Genomic DNA, 16758 nt, shown 5'->3' on the forward strand with positions numbered 1-16758 from the left:
CGATGACGATCTATAATCTCGGCTCGATCAACATTGACCATGTCTACCGGCTTGCCGAACTGCCGCGTTCGGGCGAGACGATCCATTCCCTGGCGCTGTCGCATGGGCTGGGCGGAAAGGGCGCCAATCAATCGGTCGCGGCGGCCCGTGCCGGGGCCCGCGTGGTCCATCTGGGCGCGATGGGCCCGGGCGATGACTGGGTGATCGCGCGGCTGCAGGATGCGGGGGTAGATACGACCGGGATCGCCAGGCTGCCCGACACCGCCACCGGCCACGCCATTATCCTGGTCGACGAAACGGGCGAGAACTCGATCATCCTGCATGGCGGGGCGAACCGCGCGCTGAATGCCGAGACACTGGTCCGCGATCTGACCGGGATCGGGCCGGGCGACATTCTTCTCATGCAGAATGAAACCAATCTTCAGGCCGAAGTCGCGGCCCAGGCCCGCGAGGCAGGCGCGACGGTGATCTATTCCGCGGCGCCGTTCGAGATCACGGCGCTGCGCGAAGTGCTGCCGCATGTCTCGATCCTCGCGATGAACGAAGGCGAAGCCGCACGGACCTTCGCCGCGCTGGGGGACACGCTTCCGGTTCAGGGGCTGCTGGTCACGCGGGGCGCGGAGGGCGCGGAATATCGTGATCTGCTGCGCGGCGAGACGTATCGCCAGCCGGCCTTTCCCGTCACCGCATTGGATACGACCGGGGCAGGAGACTGTTTCGCCGGTTGGTTCGCCGCCGGCCTCGCCCGGGGCGAGGACGTTTCGACGGCACTGCGCCATGCCGCGGCGGCGAGCGCCCTGCAGGTCAGCAAGCACGGCGCCGGTGACGCCATGCCCGAGCGCGCCGAGGTCCTTCGATTTCTGGGCGAGCAGCCATGACCGCTTGCCGCCCCTGCTCCTCATTCCTATCTGAAAGCGCATGAAACTTTCATTCCTGAACCGCCCACCCCGCGTCGCCGTTATCCGCCTACAGGGGGTCATCGGCGCAGGCGCGCGTGGCGCGAGCCTGTCGGATGCCGCTTTGGCCGCGCTGTTCGAACGCGCCTTCAAGCGCCGCAAGCCCGCCGCCGTCGCGCTGGTCATCAACTCGCCGGGCGGCTCTCCGGTGCAATCCAGCCTCATCGGCGCGCGGATCCGCCGCCTTGCCGAGGAACAGAAAGTCCCGGTTCACGCCTTTGTCGAGGATGTCGCCGCCTCAGGCGGCTATTGGCTGGCCTCGAGCGCGGATTTCATCTGGGCGGATGACAGTTCGGTCCTGGGATCGATCGGCGTGATTTCGGCCGGATTCGGGTTTGCCGAACTCATTGCCCGGCACGGCATCGAGCGCCGCGTCCATACGGCCGGACAGTCGAAATCCATGCTCGACCCATTCCGCCCCGAAAAGCCCGAGGATGTCGAACGTCTGAACCGGTTGCTGCTGCCGATCCACGCGGCCTTCAAAGAGCAGGTCCTGGCCCGCCGAAAGGACCGGCTGGCCGAAGGGCGCGACCTCTTCAACGGCGAGATCTGGACCGGCCGCGAGGCGGTGGAACTGGGCCTGGCCGACGGCATCGCACATCTCGTGCCCAAGATGCGCGAGCTTTACGGCAGCAAGGTCCGCTTCCTGACTTATGGCCAGCGCAAGCCCCTGCTGCAGCGCTTTGGCCTATCCGCCGAGGATGCGATCGGCATGATCGAAGAGCGCGCGGCATTCGCGCAATTTCAGGCGAGGGGCTGATGATCAAAACGGTTCTTCTTTGCCTGCTCATCATCATCGCGCTGGCACTGGCCGCCGGCCCGGGGGTGCGCCGAATCATCGCCCGCCTGTTGGGCATCCCGCGCCGATGACGGCTTTGGTCACCGGGGCATCCCACCGGATCGGGCGCGCGCTCGCGCTCGAACTGGCCAAAGAGGGGCATGACGTCGCCATTCACTATCACGTCTCCGAGGGTGCCGCCGAGGACACGGCCTCTGCCGCGCGGGCGCTCGGGGTGCGTGCCGAAACCTTTCGCGCCGATCTTCTGGACCTCGACCAGGTCGAGGGCTTGATCCCGCGGATCGGCGAAGAGATGGGTCCGCTGACCGTTCTGGTGAATAATGCATCGATCTTTGAACCGGATACGATCCGCGACGCCACCCGCGAAAGCTGGGACCGCCATATCGGTTCCAATCTGCGTGCGCCGCTGATCCTGATCCAGGCCTTTGCGGCGCAACTGCTGCCCGGGATGCGGGGACAGGTCATCAATCTGATCGACCAAAGGGTCCGAAAGCCCACCCCGCAATTCATGACCTATTCGCTGGCCAAGGCCGGATTATGGTGGCTGACCCGGACCACGGCCCAGGCTCTGGCCCCCGCCATCCGCGTCAACGCGATCGGACCCGGCCCGACCTTGCAAGGCAGCCGCCAGACGCCGGGTGATTTCGCCCGGCAGCAGGCCTCGACCTTGCTCGAGAATGGCGCATCGCCCCAGGACATCCGCGCGGCGCTGAGCTATCTTCTGCGGGCCGAGTCGGTCACCGGCCAGTTGATCTGCGTCGATGGCGGCCAGCATCTGGCCTGGCAGACACCCGATATCGGGCTGGCAGAGTAAGGAACGCGGGTTTTCGGGCGCGACAAGTTGTCCACCTTTTCCATGCCCGTCGCAATAAGTTCACGATTCTGCCAGCAAATTCATGTAATTGTTGCGCTGATAAAAAATATCTAGAAAAAATAACGCGTTACAAAACTGCGTAAAATTTGCGCAAGTCGAGGAATCCCCAAGAAACGCTTGCTCAACACAGCTTCCCCCCAAGGTCGCCCACAGAGTTATCCACATATTCCGTGGACAGGATTCTGCTTGAAATTAACCCGATGAACTTGCAGCCGCGCATGGGAATCATTTCATTTGACAGGCCATGACTGATTCCATCTCTCCCGAATTGCCCGCCAAGACCGGGCAGCCGCTGATCCAAGACTATCTTCGCACGCTTGACGCCTCGCCGGGGGTCTATCGGATGCTCGATGCCCAGGGCGCGGTGCTCTATGTCGGCAAGGCCCGCAACCTCAGGGCGCGGGTCTCGAACTATGCCCGCGGCACGGGTCATTCGGCGCGGATCGCGCGGATGATCCGCGAAACCTGCGCGATGATGTTCCTGACGACCCGGACCGAGACCGAGGCTCTGCTTCTGGAGCAGAACCTGATCAAGCAGCTCAAGCCCCGCTACAACGTGCTCTTGCGCGACGACAAGAGCTTTCCGAACATCCTTGTCGCCAAGTCCCATCCCTTCGCCCAGATCAAGAAGCACCGCGGCGCGAAATCGGAAAAGGGCGACTATTACGGCCCCTTTGCCAGCGCCGGAGCGGTGAACCGAACGCTGAATCAGTTGCAGCGCGTCTTTCTGCTGCGCAGCTGCACCGACGCGACATTCACCAGCCGGACCCGGCCCTGTCTGCTTTACCAGATCAAGCGCTGTTCGGCCCCCTGCACGGGGCGGATCGGGCTAGAGGATTACAGCGCGCTGGTGGCGGATGCCGAACTGTTCCTGCGCGGCAAGTCCACCCGCATTCAGGTCGATCTGGCCCGCGAGATGGCCGTGGCGGCCGAGGCCATGGAATACGAACGCGCCGCCGCGCTGCGCGACCGCATCAAGGCCCTGACCGCCGTGCAATCGGTTCAGGCGATCAACCCGCGCGGCGTCGCCGAGGCGGATGTCATCGCGCTGCATCTCGAGGGCGGACAAGCCTGCGTGCAGGTCTTTTTCATCCGCGGCAATCAAAGCTGGGGCAATCGCGACTTCTATCCCAAGCTCAACGGCGTCGAATCCGCCGATGAGGTGATGCAGGCCTTTCTGGCGCAATTCTATGACGGCAAGATCCCGCCCCGGATGATCCTTTTGTCACATGGCATCGAGGATCCGGATCTGATGGCCGAGGCGCTGTCGGAAAAGGCCGGACGCAAGGTGGTTCTGGGCGTCCCTCAGCGCGGCGAAAAGGCGGAACTGGTGGAAAACGCCCTGCGCAATGCGCGCGAAAGCCTGGCCCGGCGCATGTCGGAAACTGCGGCTCAGGCGCGGCTTCTGGAGGGTCTGGCCGATGCCTTCGACCTGCCCGCCATCCCGCAGCGCATCGAGATCTATGACAACAGTCACATCCAGGGCACGAATGCCGTGGGCGGCATGGTCGTCGCCGGCCCCGAGGGCTGGATCAAGAGCCAGTATCGCAAGTTCAACATCAAGGGCACGGAGATCACCCCCGGCGACGATTTCGGCATGATGAAAGAGGTGCTGACCCGCCGCTTCACCCGCCTGCTGAAAGAGGATCCCGACCGCCAGAGCGATGCCTGGCCGGACTTGCTGCTCATCGACGGCGGCGCGGGTCAGGTTTCGGCAGTGCATGAGATTATGGCCGAGATGGGGGTCGAGGATATCCCCATGGTCGGCGTCGCCAAGGGCGAGGATCGCGACCATGGCAAAGAGGAGTTCCACCGTCCCGGCCAGCGCCCCTTTGCCCTGCGGATGAACGATCCGGTGCTGTATTTCGTCCAGCGCCTGCGCGACGAGGCGCATCGCTGGGCCATCGGCACGCATCGCGCAAAACGCGCCAAGGCCACGATGGCCAATCCGCTGGACGAAATCGCCGGTGTCGGCGCATCGCGCAAACGCGCCCTGCTCGCGCATTTCGGCAGCGCCAAAGCGGTCAGCCGCGCCGGCCTTGCCGATCTGGTCGCGGTCGAGGGCATCAGTGCGGCGCTGGCCCAAAAGATCCTCGACCATTTCCAGAAGGGCTAGGGCAGCACCGCCCTCAGTGGGCAAGCATCTCCTCGAGGATCTCGCCCCCGCTCAAGACACTGGGGTAATAGGTCGGCCAATTGGTGACCTCGTCGAGCAGCCGGGCACGGTCATCGCCCCAATAGAGGTGAAAATGCCCGGCATCCGTGGGCGCAATCGCATGATCGCTGAACTGGATATAGGCCGGGGCCTCGCTGTCTCCCGAGGCTTTGCGGAAAATGTAGCGCACGCCCCGATTGCCCGCCTTATAGGTCAGGATCTCGTGCCCATCATCGACGTAATGCCCGGAGAGCGCCCCGCCGTCGCGGTAAAATGTCACCCGGCCCTCCTTGATCACGATGCGTTCGACGTCGGTTCGATAGCCGATCTCGTAATATTCGGCATATTGCTCGGCTGTTTTCTCGCCCTTCTTGGCCTTATGCGCCATGACCGGAGCAAGCGTTCCATCCTTCAGCAAGGGATAGACCGATTGCCAGTCCCCCTCCCAATCCGTCAGTTCGCGACTCTGGACCTGTGCCTCATCGAAATGACCCCGGTAAACCGCATCCTGCCCATGCTGATGGTCGTGCTCATGCGCGTGGCTGTGCTCATGCCCGTGATCCGTGCTATGGGCGATGCCCTGCCCCGCCGCCAAGACCGTGCCGCTCAGGAAAGCCGCGCCCAGGATTGCGGTCATCTTGCCTGCCATTTCTCATCTCCAGTTTTGTAATGTTATTACATCACCATCCCTTAAGCGGTGGCTCATGGGATGACAAGGCCGTTCCTGCGGCCGCGCCCCCTTCCCCCCGCCCGAACAAGCGCCTAGATTGCGCGCATGCGCTGGACCTTGCCCAATCTTCTGACCGTTCTGCGACTTGCGGCCGCGCCGCTGGTACCGCTGATGTTTCTGTTCCTCAGCCGGCCCTTCGCGGATTTCGCGGCGCTGGTGCTGTTTCTCGTCGCGGCCATCACCGACTGGTTCGACGGCTACCTTGCCCGAGCCTGGAGCCAGGAAAGCCGATTCGGCGCGGCCATGGATCCGATCGCCGACAAGGCGATGGTCATTATCGCCGTCGTGGTCATCACCGGCTATTCGGGGATGAATCCCTGGCTGATCCTGCCCTCGACCGTGATCCTCTTTCGCGAGGTCTTCGTCTCGGGGCTGCGCGAATTCCTCGGCGACAAGGCCAAGCTTCTGAAGGTCACCAAGCTTGCCAAGTGGAAAACCACCGCGCAGATGACCGCGATTTCCGTGCTGTTCCTGGGAACCGGGCTCAATTACATCGACGTCGGCCAGCCCCCGCGCGTGGGCGAGACCAGCCTGCCCTGGTCCGACAAATGGTCCGACCTTGCCACGCAATGCGGCCTCTTGCTGATCTGGATCGCCGCCGTGCTGACCGCGATCACCGGCTGGGATTACTTCGACAAGGCCCGCCCCTTCCTCAGGGATCCCGATGGTCATTGACGTGCTCTATTTCGCCTGGTTGCGCGAGCGCATCGGCCATCCCCGCGAGCGGATCGAGACCGAGGCCGTGACCGTGCGCGATCTCGTGGCCCAGCTCGCGGCCATGGATGACTGGCACGCGAGCGCGCTTTCGGACCTGAAGGCGGTGCGCGTCGCCGTCGATCAGGAACTGACCGATCTGGACGCGCCGCTGGCGGGCGCGCGCGAAATTGCCTTCTTTCCGCCGATGACCGGGGGCTGAGATGCCTGCGCGCCTGCAAGCAGAAGCCTTCGACCTTGCCACCGAGTTGCAGGGATTCGGCAGCGGTGCGGGCGCGGTGGTGACCTTCTCGGGACTGGTCCGGGGTGAGGATGGCCGCCTGACCGGGCTCGAAATCGAGCATTATCCCGGCATGACCGAAAAGGCGCTCGAGAGCTATGGCCTCGAGGCCGCCCGCCGTTTCCACCTGAGCGACTGGATGATCATCCATCGCCACGGCCGGCTTGAGGTAGGCGAGACGATCATGATGGTCGCCACCGCCGCCCGGCATCGCGCCGCGGCCTTCGAGGGTGCCGAATTCCTGATGGATTGGCTGAAATCCCGCGCGCCTTTCTGGAAGCGCGAAATCACCGCCGATGGCCCCGGCCAATGGGTCGAGGCCAAGGATACCGACGAGGACGCCCTGTCCCGCTGGTGAGGCGCAAGTTGCATTCCGTCGGCTGGACGATCATATAGGGCGCGAACCCGACCGGATGACGACGCGGAGCCCTGAATGACCTATCTCGAGTTCGAAAAGCCTCTTGCCGACCTGGAAGGCAAGGCCGAGGAACTGCGCGTGCTTGCCCGCAAGGGCGAAGGTGTGGACCTTGAAAAAGAGGCGGCGGCACTCGACAAGAAGGCCGAGGACATGCTGCGCGACCTCTACAAGCAGCTTGATCCCTGGCGCAAGACGCAGGTCGCCCGCCATCCCGAGCGCCCACATTGCCGCGACTATATCGCCGCCTTGTTCAGCGAATATACCCCGCTCGCCGGCGACCGCGCCTTTGGCGAGGATCATGCCGTCATGGGCGGCCTTGCCCGCTTCCGTGACGCGCCCTGCGTGGTGATCGGCCATGAAAAGGGCAATGACACCAAGTCGCGCCTGACCCACAATTTCGGCATGGCCCGCCCCGAGGGCTATCGCAAGGCGATCCGCCTGATGGATATCGCCGACCGCTTCCGCCTGCCGGTGATCTCGCTCGTCGACACCCCCGGCGCCTATCCGGGCAAGGGCGCCGAGGAACGCGGCCAGTCCGAGGCGATTGCCCGCTCGACCGAGAAATGCCTTCAGATCGGCGTGCCGCTGGTCTCGGTGGTGATCGGCGAGGGTGGCTCGGGCGGCGCGGTCGCATTCGCCACCGCGAACCGCATCGCCATGCTCGAACATTCGATCTATTCGGTGATCTCGCCCGAAGGCTGCGCCTCGATTCTGTGGAAGGATGCCGAGAAGATGCGCGAGGCCGCGCATGCGCTGAAGCTGACCGCGCAGGACCTGAAGAAACTCGACGTGATCGACCGCATCATCCCCGAGCCGATGGGCGGCGCACAGCGCGCCCCTGCCGAGGCCATTGCCGCCGTCGGCAATGCCATCGCCGAGATGCTGGCCGAGTTCGAGGGCAAGAAGCCCGCCGAGATCATCAAAGATCGTCGCCAGAAATTCCTGAACATGGGCTCGAAGGCGCTGGCCTGATCACCCGCCCCATCGACATGAAGAGGTCCGGCCCTTGGGTCGGACCTTCTCGTTTCTTCAGCCACGCGCGGCGCGAATCGCATCCTCAAGAATGGTCAGCGCCTCGTCGAAATGCGCGTCCGGGATGGTCAGCGGCGCGAGGAAACGGATCACATTGCCGTAGACCCCGCAGGTCAGCAGGATCAGGTGGCGCGACAAGGCCTCTTCGCGGACCCGGTTGGCCATTTCGGGATTGGGCCTGTCGCTGCCCGCGACATAGAATTCGACCGCGTTCATGAAGCCGGGGCCGCGAATATCGACGATCTCAGGAACATCGTCGCGCAGGCCGGCAAGGCGCTGCTTCAGGCGCTGACCAAGGCGCGTCGCGCGCTCGCAAAGCCCCTCATCGGCGATCACATCCAGCACGGCATGAGCGGCAGCGACGGCCAGCGGGTTCCCGGCATAGGTGCCGCCCAAGCCGCCCGGCGCGGGGCTGTCCATGACCTCGGCGCGCCCCGTGACCGCGCTGATCGGCAGACCGCCGCCCAAGCCTTTAGCCATGGTGGTCAGATCGGCGGCGACGCCGTGATGCTCCATCGCGAAAAGCTTGCCGGTGCGGGCGAAACCGGTCTGGACCTCATCGGCGATCAGCAGGATCGAATATTGGTCACAAATCTCGCGTAGACGCTGGATGAACCCTGTCGGGGCCTCGTAGAAGCCGCCCTCGCCCTGCACCGGCTCGATAATGATCGCAGCGACACGGGCCGGGTCGATATCGGCCTTGAAGAGCCGATCCAGCGCGGACAATGCCTCGGCCTGCGAGACCCCATGCAACTCGTTCGGGAAAGGCAGGTGCCAGACATCGTTCATCATCGGCCCGAAACCCGCCTTATAGGGCTGGACCTTGCCGGTCAGGGTCATGCCCATGAAGGTCCGACCATGGAAGGCCCCCGAGAAGGCCACGACCCCGGCGCGCCCGGTGTAATGCCGCGCAATCTTGATGGCGTTTTCGACCGCCTCGGCCCCGGTCGTGTAAAAGGCTGTTTTTTTCGGCCCGTCGCCCGGCACGGCGGCGTTCAGACGCTCGGCCAATGCCACGTAGTTTTCGTAAGGCACGACCTGATGGCAGGTATGGGTGAAACGGTCGAGCTGCGCCTTGACTGCTTCGATCACGCGAGGATGACGATGCCCGGTATTCACCACGGCGATGCCAGCGGCGAAGTCGATATAGCGATTGCCGTCCTTGTCCCAGATCTCGGCATTCTCGGCACGTTCGGCATAAATCTGCGTCGTCATGCCGACCCCGCGTGAGATAGCAGCGTTCTTGCGGTCCGTCAGGCTGGTCATGGCGCTCTCCCTCATGGAATCGGGGCGATGCTACAAGGGCTCTTCGCGCCGGAACAGGCCCGCTTGCACGGCGCGGCCCCTTGCGTCACCTTGAGGCATGACCAGCGAAGGGCCGCCTCGATGTTCCCGATCCGAGACCACAATCCCTCTCTGACCACGCCTTACGTCCGGAACGGGCTGATCTTTCTGAATGTGGTCCTGTATCTGCTGACCGATCCGATGCTGGGCGGCATGACCGAGCTTTGGGACAGGCTCGCGCTATACCCGGCAGCGGTGATGCATGGGGAGCATGAATGGGGTTTCCTCACCCATATGTTCCTGCATGCCGGGCTGATCCATCTGGGCGGCAATATGCTATTTTTATGGGTGTTTGGCGATAATCTGGAAGATCAGATGGGGCATATCGGCTTCCTGATCTATTACCTGGCCTGCGGTTTTGCTGCAGCGGCAGGACAGGTCTGGGCCGCGCAAGAAAGCACCATCCCCATGGTCGGGGCCTCGGGCGCGATTGCCGGGGTGATGGGCGGCTACCTGCTGCTTTTCCCAAAGGCCAAGGTCGATGTCATCGCCATCATCATCATCATCATCAAACGCTTCACCATCCCGGCATGGGTGTTGCTGCTGGCATGGTTCGGCTTGCAGCTTTTCTCAACCGCGATGGGGCAGGATGATGGCGTGGCCTATATGGCCCATGCCGCCGGTTTCATCGGAGGCATCTTGCTGGCCGTCCCGGTCTTTCTGCGCCGGGGCGGGCCGGAATTCTGGAAGCTGACGCAGGGACGGCCGCTTTATCAGCCGATCAACTACACGCCCTCACGCATCCCCGAGGTCCGGCGCTAGCACGCCCCGGCTCATATGGCGCTTGCCCGCAAAACCGGGCGCGCGCTCGACCGTGAACCCCGCCGCGCCAAGCGCCCGGCGGACATGGCCTGCGGCGGTATAGGTCGCGAAGGTTCCGCCCGGCGCGGTGTGACGACCAACCTCAGCCATCAGGTCCTCACCCCAAAGCTCGGGGTTCTTCGCGGGGGAAAAGCCGTCAAGGAACCACGCATCCGCCTTGCCATCCCAAGCGGGAAGCGCATCGCGGGCATCGGCCTCGATGATCTCGGCCTGAACCTGCCCGACGGAAAAGCGGCGCTTGGACCAGCCTTCCCGAAGCTGCGCCGAGAGCTCCGCCAGTTCCGGAAACGCCTCCTGTGCGCGGGCAAGCTCATCATGGCTCATCGGAAATGCCTCGAAGCTGGTGAAGCGCACCGGAACGGTCGCGATCTGCGCCAGCGCCAGCAAATTCAGCCCGGTGCCGAAACCCAGCTCCGCGACATGAAAACCTTCGTACAGCCGCTGCGGCAGGTCGTTCCCGGCCAGAAAGACATGGCGCGTCTCATTCAACCCGCCATTCAGGCTGAAATAGGGATCGTCGAAGCGGCGCGAGACCGGGATCGCCCCGTCGCGCCAGTCCAGATCGGCGCTGCTCTGGTCGTTTTCGCCCATAAACGCTAACTCCTTTTGGCAGGCAGATGGACATGGGGTGTCGGAATGGCAAGTGCAAAACTGACCGTGGCCGGGGCGGGGATCTTTGGCCTGTCCTGCGCATGGGAGCTGATCCGACGCGGCGCCGAGGTGCGCGTCTATGAGGCCGAGCGCATCGGCGCAGGCTCCTCGGGCGGGCATGTCGGTGCGCTAGCCCCCCATGCCCCCGAAAACTGGAACCCCAAGAAGCAGATTCAACTCGACGCCCTGATCGCCGCCAAGGACTGGTGGGCCGAGGTCGCCGAGGCCGGCGGCGAGGACCCCGGCTATGCCCGCACCGGCCGCATCCAGCCCGTCGCCGCAGGGGCCGAGGCCCGCCTTCGCGAGCGCATCGCGGATTCGCATCTGAACTGGCCCGATTGGGCCGGGATGGAACTGACAGACTCGCCGCAAGGAAAGCTGATCCCTCAATCCCCTTCGGGCCTATGGCTGGTCGACCGCCTGACCGCCCGGATCAGCCCGCGCCGCGCCGGGGCGGCGCTCGCCGCCGCGATCCGCGCCAAGGGCGGCGAGATCATCGAGTGCACGCCCGCCCCCGACGCCCCCGCCATCTGGGCCACCGGAGTCGCGGGCCTCGCGCCCTTTGGCGGCAATGGCGTCAAGGGCCAGTCGGCGCTGCTGGCATTCAACGCGAGCGACCAGCCGCAGGTCTTTGCCGACGGGCTGCATATCGTGCCGCATTCGGATGGGACGGTGGCGATCGGTTCGACCTCGGAACGGGACGTGACGGATCTCGGGACCGACCACCAGCTTGACGAATTGATCGCCAAGGCGCGCGCCTATTGCCCCGCCTTGGCCGATGCCCCGGTCGTGGATCGCTGGGCGGGCATCCGTCCGCGCGCGAAATCCCGCGCCCCCATTGTCGGCGCTTGGCCCGGCCGCCCCGGCCATTATGTCGCGAATGGCGGCTTCAAGATCGGCCTTGCGATGGCCCCTGCCGCCGCCGGGATGCTGGCCGACCTGATCCTTGAAGGCCGCGACAGCATCCCCGAGGGCTTCCGCCCGCCTATGGCAGTGGACTGACGCCGATCACCAGCGGATGCAGGTGGAAAAACGCGGCCCAAATCAGCAGTGCCGCAGCGATCCGCCTCCAGCCTAAATGGATCGAGACGCCCCTGCGCAGCCCGATGGTAATGCCAAACAGAGCGTAAAGCAGCAGCAACCCGAACAGGATGGCATGAGCCAGATCGCCATTGGCAAGCAGATGTGCGCTGGCCCAAAGCGACGCCCCTCCCATCACGCCCGCCATCCCCAGGGTGCAGGCCAGCAGAATCGCGATGGGCATCACGATATTCACCAGCCAGCGCATCCAGCCCAATTGCGGCCAGATCTCGACAAAGGGCGCGCGGCCCGCCGCGATCACCAGCCAGTAAAGCAAAGCCAGCGACAGCAGGCTGTAGCCGATCAGATACGTCCTCCGCCCGAACCGCGCGGACAGCGGCTCGCGAAACCGCGCCGGAATGACGTGCGAGCCGAGAAAGAACGCCAAGGCGAGTGCGAATTCTGCCCAATCCATGACCGGCACGCTAGCTGCGCCTTTGCGTGCCGGCAATCCTCGTTGACGCCGCAGGCTGTCGCGACACAATAGAGGAAAACGAGGATGACCATGACCCGCCTTCAGACCGCTTTCGACGCCATCGACAAGGCAAATTCCGCCGACCCGACCCTGACTGACGGTCAACCCGAGGCGCTGCTTTACGGCCAGCGCATGACCGCCGAGCAGGCGGCGCTCTACCCCGACGCCTCCGAGCCGCTGCAGATCGCCTGCCGCGGCCAGCATGTCGAACGATGGCTGCTGCCGCGCAAAGACTTCCCGATGGACCGCCCCGGCTACCTCGCTTGGCGGACCGAGCAGGGTCGCCGCCATGCCTCTCGCATCGCCGGGATCATGCGCGAGGCGGGCTATGGGGATAACGACGTGGCCCATGCCGAAAAGATGCTGACCAAGCAGGGCATCAAGCGCGACGGCGACGTGCAGGCGATGGAGGACGTGGCCTGCTTCACCTTCATCCGCTGGTATCTTGGTCCCTTCGCCGAGGGCCGCGACGCCGAGGAATTGCAACGCATCGTCGAAAAAACCGCCCGCAAGATGTCCGAATCCGCCCGCGCCAAGGCGCTCACGGAATTCGCGATCCCCGAACCCTTCGCCGCCGCCTTCCGTGCCTGAGGCGCTGCCCCCAAACGCCCTTATCGTCGCCCACGGCCAGCCGGGTGATCCCGGCCCGCAGCAGGCGGCGGTCGAGGCGCTGGCCGCCGAAGTCGCCCGCCACCTGCCCGAGGCCCGCGTGCGCGGCGCGACCCTCGCCATGCCCGGCGCGCTGGACATCGCGGTCGAGGCCGCGCTGATCTATCCGATGTTCATGGCGACAGGCTGGTTCACCCGCAGCGAATTGCCGCGCCGCCTCGCGCTGCTCGGGGCGGATAAGGCCCGTATTCTGCCGCCCTTCGGCAGCGATCCGGGTCTGCCGGGTCTTTGTCGCCGATTGCTGGCGCAGGCGGCGAAGGCGCAGGACTGGCCACTGGCGGGCACCCATATCCTGATTGCCGCGCATGGCTCCGGCCGCTCGCGCGCGCCTTTCGAGGCCGCACAGAAAATGGCCCGCGACCTCGCGCCCCTCAGCGTCACCTGCGGTTTTGTCGAGGAAGCGCCCTTCCTCGCCGACGCCGCCCGCGATCTGCCCGCGCGCGCGATCTGCCTGCCCCTTTTCGCCACCCGCGCCGAGCATGTCACCGACGACCTGCCGGAGGCGCTAACGCAGGCGGGCTTCAAGGGTATCACCCTGCCCCCGGTCGGGATGAGCCCCGAAGTCCCGCGCATGATCGCGGAAACGATAAGGGCCGCGCTGTAACGCGCGGCCCCCATCACAATCAGCCGTAGCCAGCCTTACATCGCCGCAAGCTGCGCCAAAGCGGCGCGGATGCGAGCGATATCGTCCTCAAGCGCGGTCAGCTTCTCGCGGGTTTCCTCGATCACTTCGGCTTCCGCATTCTCGACGAATTTCGGATTGCCCAGACGGTTGCGCAGGCCCGAGGCGTCTTTCTCGGTCTTGGCGACGGATTTCTCCAGACGCGCAGTCTCGGCCTTGACGTCGATCATCTCGCCAACCGGCAGGCCGAAGCTGGCCCCGAGCGCCGCGACCGAGATCATGCCCGGACCCATCGCGCCCTCGGCGGGCGGATTGACGCGGGCCAGACGCTCGATCAGCGGGCCATTGGCGGCCAGCGCGGCACGGGCAGCCGCATCCGCCTCGGTCACGATCAGATCGGGACGCGCGCCTGCCGGAACGCCGATCTGGGCGCGGGCCGAGCGGATGTTCTCGATCAGCGAGATCACCCAGTTCATCTGGCGGTCGGCCTCGGCGTCGATCAGCTCGGCGCCGAATTCCGGCCAGTCACCATGCACCAGCATTTTCGAGCGATCGCCGGTCAGCGCCCAAAGCTCTTCGGTGACGAAGGGCATGATCGGGTGCAGCATGGTGTAGCACTGGTCCAGCACCCAACCCATTGTGGCTTGAGTTTCCTCGCGGAACTCGCCGTCGAAAAGCGGCTTCGAGAACTCGACATACCAATCGCAGACCTTGCCCCAGACAAAGGCGTAAAGCCCGGTCGCGGCATCGTTGAAGCGATAGGTCGCCAGCGCCTCGTCGGTCGCGATGCGGATGCGGGCGACCTCGCCGATGATCCAGCGGTTCACGACATGGCTGGGCTCGGGACGGGCCACGCCACCTTTCACGCCGTTCATCTCGGCAAAGCGGGTCGCGTTCCAGATCTTGGTGACGAAGTTGCGGTTTGCCTCGACATGCTTCGGCCCCAGCTTCGGGTCACGACCCATCGCCGCCATCGAGGTCAGCGTGAAGCGCAGCGCATCGGCGCCGAATTCGTCGATCAGCGTCAGCGGGTCGATGACGTTGCCCTTGGACTTGGACATCTTCGCGCCCTTCTCGTCCCGGACAAGGCCGTGGACATAGACGGTGCGGAAGGGCACGTCGCCAACGACGGCAAGCTGCATCATCATCATCCGGGCAACCCAGAAGAAGATGATGTCGAAGCCCGTGACCAAGGTCGAGGTCGGGAAGTATTTCGCCAGTTCCGGCGTCTGTTCCGGCCAGCCCAGCGTCCCGATCGGCCAGAGGCCGGACGAGAACCAGGTGTCGAGCACGTCGGGATCGCGCCAGACCGGATAGACCAGCTTCGTCGGGTCTTGCGTCAGGTTGTAATCGGCCAGCGCCTGCGCGAACAGATCGATCGCAGCCGCGCGATCGGCGACCTCGACGATGCGGCTGATTTCCAGCGGTTGCGGCGCGCCCGCGATGCTGTCGCGGAACTGCTCGACCACGCCTGCGAAATTCGGGGCGGCGTGGTGGATCTCATCGCGATGGACAAGGCCCTCTTCGAGCAGGGCGAAGATTTCGACATCGTCCAGCGCGCCATCTTGGTCGTCATCGACCTGACCCTCAAGACGCAGGTCAAGACCATACCAGACCGGGATCTGGTGGCCCCACCACAATTGACGCGAGATGGTCCAAGGTTCGATATTTTCCAGCCAGTGGAAATAGACCTTCTCATGCTGCTCGGGCAGGATACGGGTCTTGCCGCTGCGCACGGCGTCCAGTGCCGGGCCGACAATCTTGGCGGTATCGACGAACCATTGGTCGGTCAGCATCGGCTCGATCACGACGCCGGAACGGTCGCCGAAGGGCTGCATGATCGGCTTGCTCTCAACCACCGGGCGGCGTTCGAGATGCTCGGCCCCGGTTTCCTTGTCGAGTTCTTTATGCAGATAGGTGACGGCCAGACCCTCGGCATTGATTTGCTCGATGACCAGCTTGCGGGCCTCGTAGCGGTCGAGGCCGCGCAGTTCCTCGGGGACGAGGTTCACGTTCGAAACATCGCCGACATCCTCGCCACGCGCGGCACGGGTCGCGATTTCGGCGCTTTCCTCGTAGGACAACCCGTCTTGGCGCATCGCGCCTTTGGTATCCATCAGCGCGTAAAGCGGGATATTGTTGCGGGTCGCGACGCCATAGTCGTTGAAGTCATGCGCGCCGGTGATCTTGACCGCGCCCGAGCCGAAATCGGGATCGGGATATTCGTCGGTGATGATCGGGATCAGGCGGCGCAGCGCCTTGGGACCGACGGGGATCTCGACCAATTGGCCGACGATCGGGGCATAGCGGGCATCGTCCGGATGCACGGCAACCGCGCCGTCGCCCAGCATGGTTTCCGGACGCGTGGTGGCGATGCTGATATAGTCGCGGGTCTCGCGCAGGGTGACGTTGCCGTCATCGTCGCGCTCGACATATTCATAAGTCGCATTGCCCGCGAGCGGGTATTTGAAATGCCACATATGGCCGGGAACCTCGCGGTTCTCGACTTCCAGATCCGAGATCGCGGTCTCGAAATGGGGGTCCCAGTTGACCAGCCGCTTGCCGCGATAGATCAGGCCCTTTTCATACATGTCCACGAAGACCTTGATGACGGCATCGTGGAAATTGCCCTCCTCACCCGCCGGCGCGCCCGGCGCACCCGACATGGTGAAGGCATTGCGCGACCAGTCGCAGGAGGCGCCGAGGCGCTTCAACTGGTTGATGATCTGCCCGCCGGATTCCTGCTTCCAGCGCCAGATCTCGTTGGTGAAATCCTTGCGGTCCCATTCGCGGCGCGGCGGCTTTCCTTCGGCGGCCAGCTTGCGCTCGACGACCATCTGGGTCGCGATACCGGCATGGTCCTGGCCGGGCTGCCACAGCGTGTCAAAGCCGCGCATGCGGTGCCAGCGGACAAGGATGTCCTGCAGCGTGTTGTTCAGCGCGTGGCCGATATGCAGGCTGCCGGTGACATTCGGGGGTGGGATTACGACCGAGAAGCTCTCGGCCCCCGGCTTTGCATTGGCACCCGCGGCGAAAGCGTCGCTTGCCGCCCATTCACCCGCGATCCGCGCCTCGGCGGAACTCGCGTCGAAATTCTTTTCCATGGCCATACTGGTCACCCCTTTGATCGAAAAAGG

At 64.5% G+C, this 16758-nt stretch carries 17 protein-coding genes; 12 read left to right on the forward strand and 5 right to left on the reverse strand.

All coding sequences use genetic code 11. From position 1 onward, the window contains the following. Positions 1 to 2: 2 nt before the first annotated feature. The 4 genes from ESZ60_RS05810 (at position 3) to uvrC (ending at position 4745) form a co-directional block, all read left to right on the forward strand. Positions 3 to 878: a ribokinase gene (locus ESZ60_RS05810; protein WP_134679485.1), complete on the forward strand. Its 876-nt coding sequence runs from the start codon at positions 3 to 5 to the stop codon at positions 876 to 878. Positions 879 to 918: 40 nt separating this feature from the next. Continuing rightward, positions 919 to 1716 carry a S49 family peptidase gene (locus ESZ60_RS05815; RefSeq protein WP_134679486.1) on the forward strand — a complete coding sequence of 266 codons (798 nt, stop codon included), beginning with the start codon at positions 919 to 921 and terminating at the stop codon, positions 1714 to 1716. A gap of 106 nt (positions 1717 to 1822) precedes the next feature. Further along, positions 1823 to 2569, forward strand: coding sequence for an SDR family oxidoreductase (locus ESZ60_RS05820; protein WP_134679487.1), 747 nt, complete (start codon positions 1823 to 1825; stop codon positions 2567 to 2569). Positions 2570 to 2873: 304 nt separating this feature from the next. Further along, positions 2874 to 4745, forward strand: coding sequence for an excinuclease ABC subunit UvrC (gene uvrC / locus ESZ60_RS05825; protein WP_134679488.1), 1872 nt, complete (start codon positions 2874 to 2876; stop codon positions 4743 to 4745). A gap of 13 nt (positions 4746 to 4758) precedes the next feature. Here uvrC and ESZ60_RS05830 read toward each other — a convergent pair whose 3' ends face one another. Further along, positions 4759 to 5421 carry a ZinT family metal-binding protein gene (locus tag ESZ60_RS05830; RefSeq protein ID WP_209021247.1) on the reverse strand — a complete coding sequence of 221 codons (663 nt, stop codon included), beginning with the start codon at positions 5419 to 5421 and terminating at the stop codon, positions 4759 to 4761. Between the two features lie 138 nt (positions 5422 to 5559). Here ESZ60_RS05830 and pgsA point away from each other — a divergent pair, with 138 nt between their 5' ends. The 4 genes from pgsA (at position 5560) to ESZ60_RS05850 (ending at position 7898) form a co-directional block, all read left to right on the forward strand. Next, positions 5560 to 6189, forward strand: coding sequence for a CDP-diacylglycerol--glycerol-3-phosphate 3-phosphatidyltransferase (pgsA, locus tag ESZ60_RS05835; RefSeq protein ID WP_134679490.1), 630 nt, complete (start codon positions 5560 to 5562; stop codon positions 6187 to 6189). Further along, positions 6185 to 6430: a molybdopterin converting factor subunit 1 gene (gene moaD / locus ESZ60_RS05840; RefSeq protein WP_167620078.1), complete on the forward strand. Its 246-nt coding sequence runs from the start codon at positions 6185 to 6187 to the stop codon at positions 6428 to 6430. Before pgsA ends, moaD begins: the two co-directional genes overlap by 5 nt. A 1-nt stretch (position 6431) precedes the next feature. Then, complete coding sequence (locus ESZ60_RS05845; protein ID WP_134679492.1) at positions 6432 to 6866, forward strand: molybdenum cofactor biosynthesis protein MoaE; 435 nt, start codon at positions 6432 to 6434, stop codon at positions 6864 to 6866. Between the two features lie 75 nt (positions 6867 to 6941). After that, positions 6942 to 7898: an acetyl-CoA carboxylase carboxyltransferase subunit alpha gene (locus tag ESZ60_RS05850; protein ID WP_134679493.1), complete on the forward strand. Its 957-nt coding sequence runs from the start codon at positions 6942 to 6944 to the stop codon at positions 7896 to 7898. Between the two features lie 57 nt (positions 7899 to 7955). Here ESZ60_RS05850 and ESZ60_RS05855 read toward each other — a convergent pair whose 3' ends face one another. Further along, positions 7956 to 9224 carry a 4-aminobutyrate--2-oxoglutarate transaminase gene (locus tag ESZ60_RS05855; protein WP_134679494.1) on the reverse strand — a complete coding sequence of 423 codons (1269 nt, stop codon included), beginning with the start codon at positions 9222 to 9224 and terminating at the stop codon, positions 7956 to 7958. Positions 9225 to 9344: 120 nt separating this feature from the next. Between ESZ60_RS05855 and ESZ60_RS05860 the strand changes: the two genes are divergently transcribed. Then, positions 9345 to 10064 carry a rhomboid family intramembrane serine protease gene (locus ESZ60_RS05860; RefSeq protein ID WP_134679495.1) on the forward strand — a complete coding sequence of 240 codons (720 nt, stop codon included), beginning with the start codon at positions 9345 to 9347 and terminating at the stop codon, positions 10062 to 10064. Here the strand turns inward: ESZ60_RS05860 and mnmC2 are convergent. Then, positions 10038 to 10715, reverse strand: a complete 678-nt coding sequence (gene mnmC2 / locus ESZ60_RS05865) for a tRNA (5-methylaminomethyl-2-thiouridine)(34)-methyltransferase MnmC2 (RefSeq protein ID WP_134679496.1) — start codon at positions 10713 to 10715, stop codon at positions 10038 to 10040. The two genes, ESZ60_RS05860 and mnmC2, sit on opposite strands and share 27 nt — an antisense overlap. 45 nt (positions 10716 to 10760) lie before the next feature. Here mnmC2 and ESZ60_RS05870 point away from each other — a divergent pair, with 45 nt between their 5' ends. Next, positions 10761 to 11777, forward strand: a complete 1017-nt coding sequence (locus tag ESZ60_RS05870; protein ID WP_134679497.1) for an NAD(P)/FAD-dependent oxidoreductase — start codon at positions 10761 to 10763, stop codon at positions 11775 to 11777. Here ESZ60_RS05870 and ESZ60_RS05875 read toward each other — a convergent pair. Further along, a complete protein-coding gene (locus ESZ60_RS05875) occupies positions 11761 to 12270 on the reverse strand; it encodes an NnrU family protein (RefSeq protein ID WP_134679635.1) in 510 nt (169 codons plus the stop codon). The two genes, ESZ60_RS05870 and ESZ60_RS05875, sit on opposite strands and share 17 nt — an antisense overlap. A 90-nt stretch (positions 12271 to 12360) precedes the next feature. Here ESZ60_RS05875 and ESZ60_RS05880 point away from each other — a divergent pair, with 90 nt between their 5' ends. Continuing rightward, positions 12361 to 12921 (forward strand): DUF4202 domain-containing protein, encoded by a 561-nt coding sequence (locus tag ESZ60_RS05880; RefSeq protein WP_134679636.1) that lies wholly within the window; start codon positions 12361 to 12363, stop codon positions 12919 to 12921. Further along, complete coding sequence (locus ESZ60_RS05885; RefSeq protein ID WP_245155590.1) at positions 12914 to 13603, forward strand: sirohydrochlorin chelatase; 690 nt, start codon at positions 12914 to 12916, stop codon at positions 13601 to 13603. Before ESZ60_RS05880 ends, ESZ60_RS05885 begins: the two co-directional genes overlap by 8 nt. Before the next feature lie 35 nt (positions 13604 to 13638). Here ESZ60_RS05885 and ESZ60_RS05890 read toward each other — a convergent pair whose 3' ends face one another. Beyond that, positions 13639 to 16731, reverse strand: a complete 3093-nt coding sequence (locus tag ESZ60_RS05890; RefSeq protein WP_134679498.1) for a valine--tRNA ligase — start codon at positions 16729 to 16731, stop codon at positions 13639 to 13641. Positions 16732 to 16758 lie beyond the last annotated feature (27 nt).

This window comes from Paracoccus ravus (genome assembly GCF_004522175.1).
GTDB classification, from domain to species: Bacteria; Pseudomonadota; Alphaproteobacteria; order Rhodobacterales; family Rhodobacteraceae; genus Paracoccus; species Paracoccus ravus.

Bases quoted from the DNA above. Each gene is read 5' to 3' on its own strand.
- ESZ60_RS05870 (WP_134679497.1), top strand. From the start codon at position 10,761: ATGGCAAGTGCAAAACTGACCGTGGCCGGGGCGGGGATCTTTGGCCTG.
- ESZ60_RS05815 (WP_134679486.1), top strand. From the start codon at position 919: ATGAAACTTTCATTCCTGAACCGCCCACCCCGCGTCGCCGTTATCCGC.
- ESZ60_RS05820 (WP_134679487.1), top strand. From the start codon at position 1,823: ATGACGGCTTTGGTCACCGGGGCATCCCACCGGATCGGGCGCGCGCTC.
- ESZ60_RS05830 (WP_209021247.1), bottom strand. From the start codon at position 5,421: ATGACCGCAATCCTGGGCGCGGCTTTCCTGAGCGGCACGGTCTTGGCG.
- ESZ60_RS05880 (WP_134679636.1), top strand. From the start codon at position 12,361: ATGACCCGCCTTCAGACCGCTTTCGACGCCATCGACAAGGCAAATTCC.
- ESZ60_RS05860 (WP_134679495.1), top strand. From the start codon at position 9,345: ATGTTCCCGATCCGAGACCACAATCCCTCTCTGACCACGCCTTACGTC.
- ESZ60_RS05890 (WP_134679498.1), bottom strand. From the start codon at position 16,731: ATGGCCATGGAAAAGAATTTCGACGCGAGTTCCGCCGAGGCGCGGATC.
- pgsA (WP_134679490.1), top strand. From the start codon at position 5,560: ATGCGCTGGACCTTGCCCAATCTTCTGACCGTTCTGCGACTTGCGGCC.
- ESZ60_RS05875 (WP_134679635.1), bottom strand. From the start codon at position 12,270: ATGGATTGGGCAGAATTCGCACTCGCCTTGGCGTTCTTTCTCGGCTCG.
- ESZ60_RS05810 (WP_134679485.1), top strand. From the start codon at position 3: ATGACGATCTATAATCTCGGCTCGATCAACATTGACCATGTCTACCGG.
- mnmC2 (WP_134679496.1), bottom strand. From the start codon at position 10,715: ATGGGCGAAAACGACCAGAGCAGCGCCGATCTGGACTGGCGCGACGGG.
- uvrC (WP_134679488.1), top strand. From the start codon at position 2,874: ATGACTGATTCCATCTCTCCCGAATTGCCCGCCAAGACCGGGCAGCCG.
- ESZ60_RS05855 (WP_134679494.1), bottom strand. From the start codon at position 9,224: ATGACCAGCCTGACGGACCGCAAGAACGCTGCTATCTCACGCGGGGTC.
- ESZ60_RS05845 (WP_134679492.1), top strand. From the start codon at position 6,432: ATGCCTGCGCGCCTGCAAGCAGAAGCCTTCGACCTTGCCACCGAGTTG.
- ESZ60_RS05850 (WP_134679493.1), top strand. From the start codon at position 6,942: ATGACCTATCTCGAGTTCGAAAAGCCTCTTGCCGACCTGGAAGGCAAG.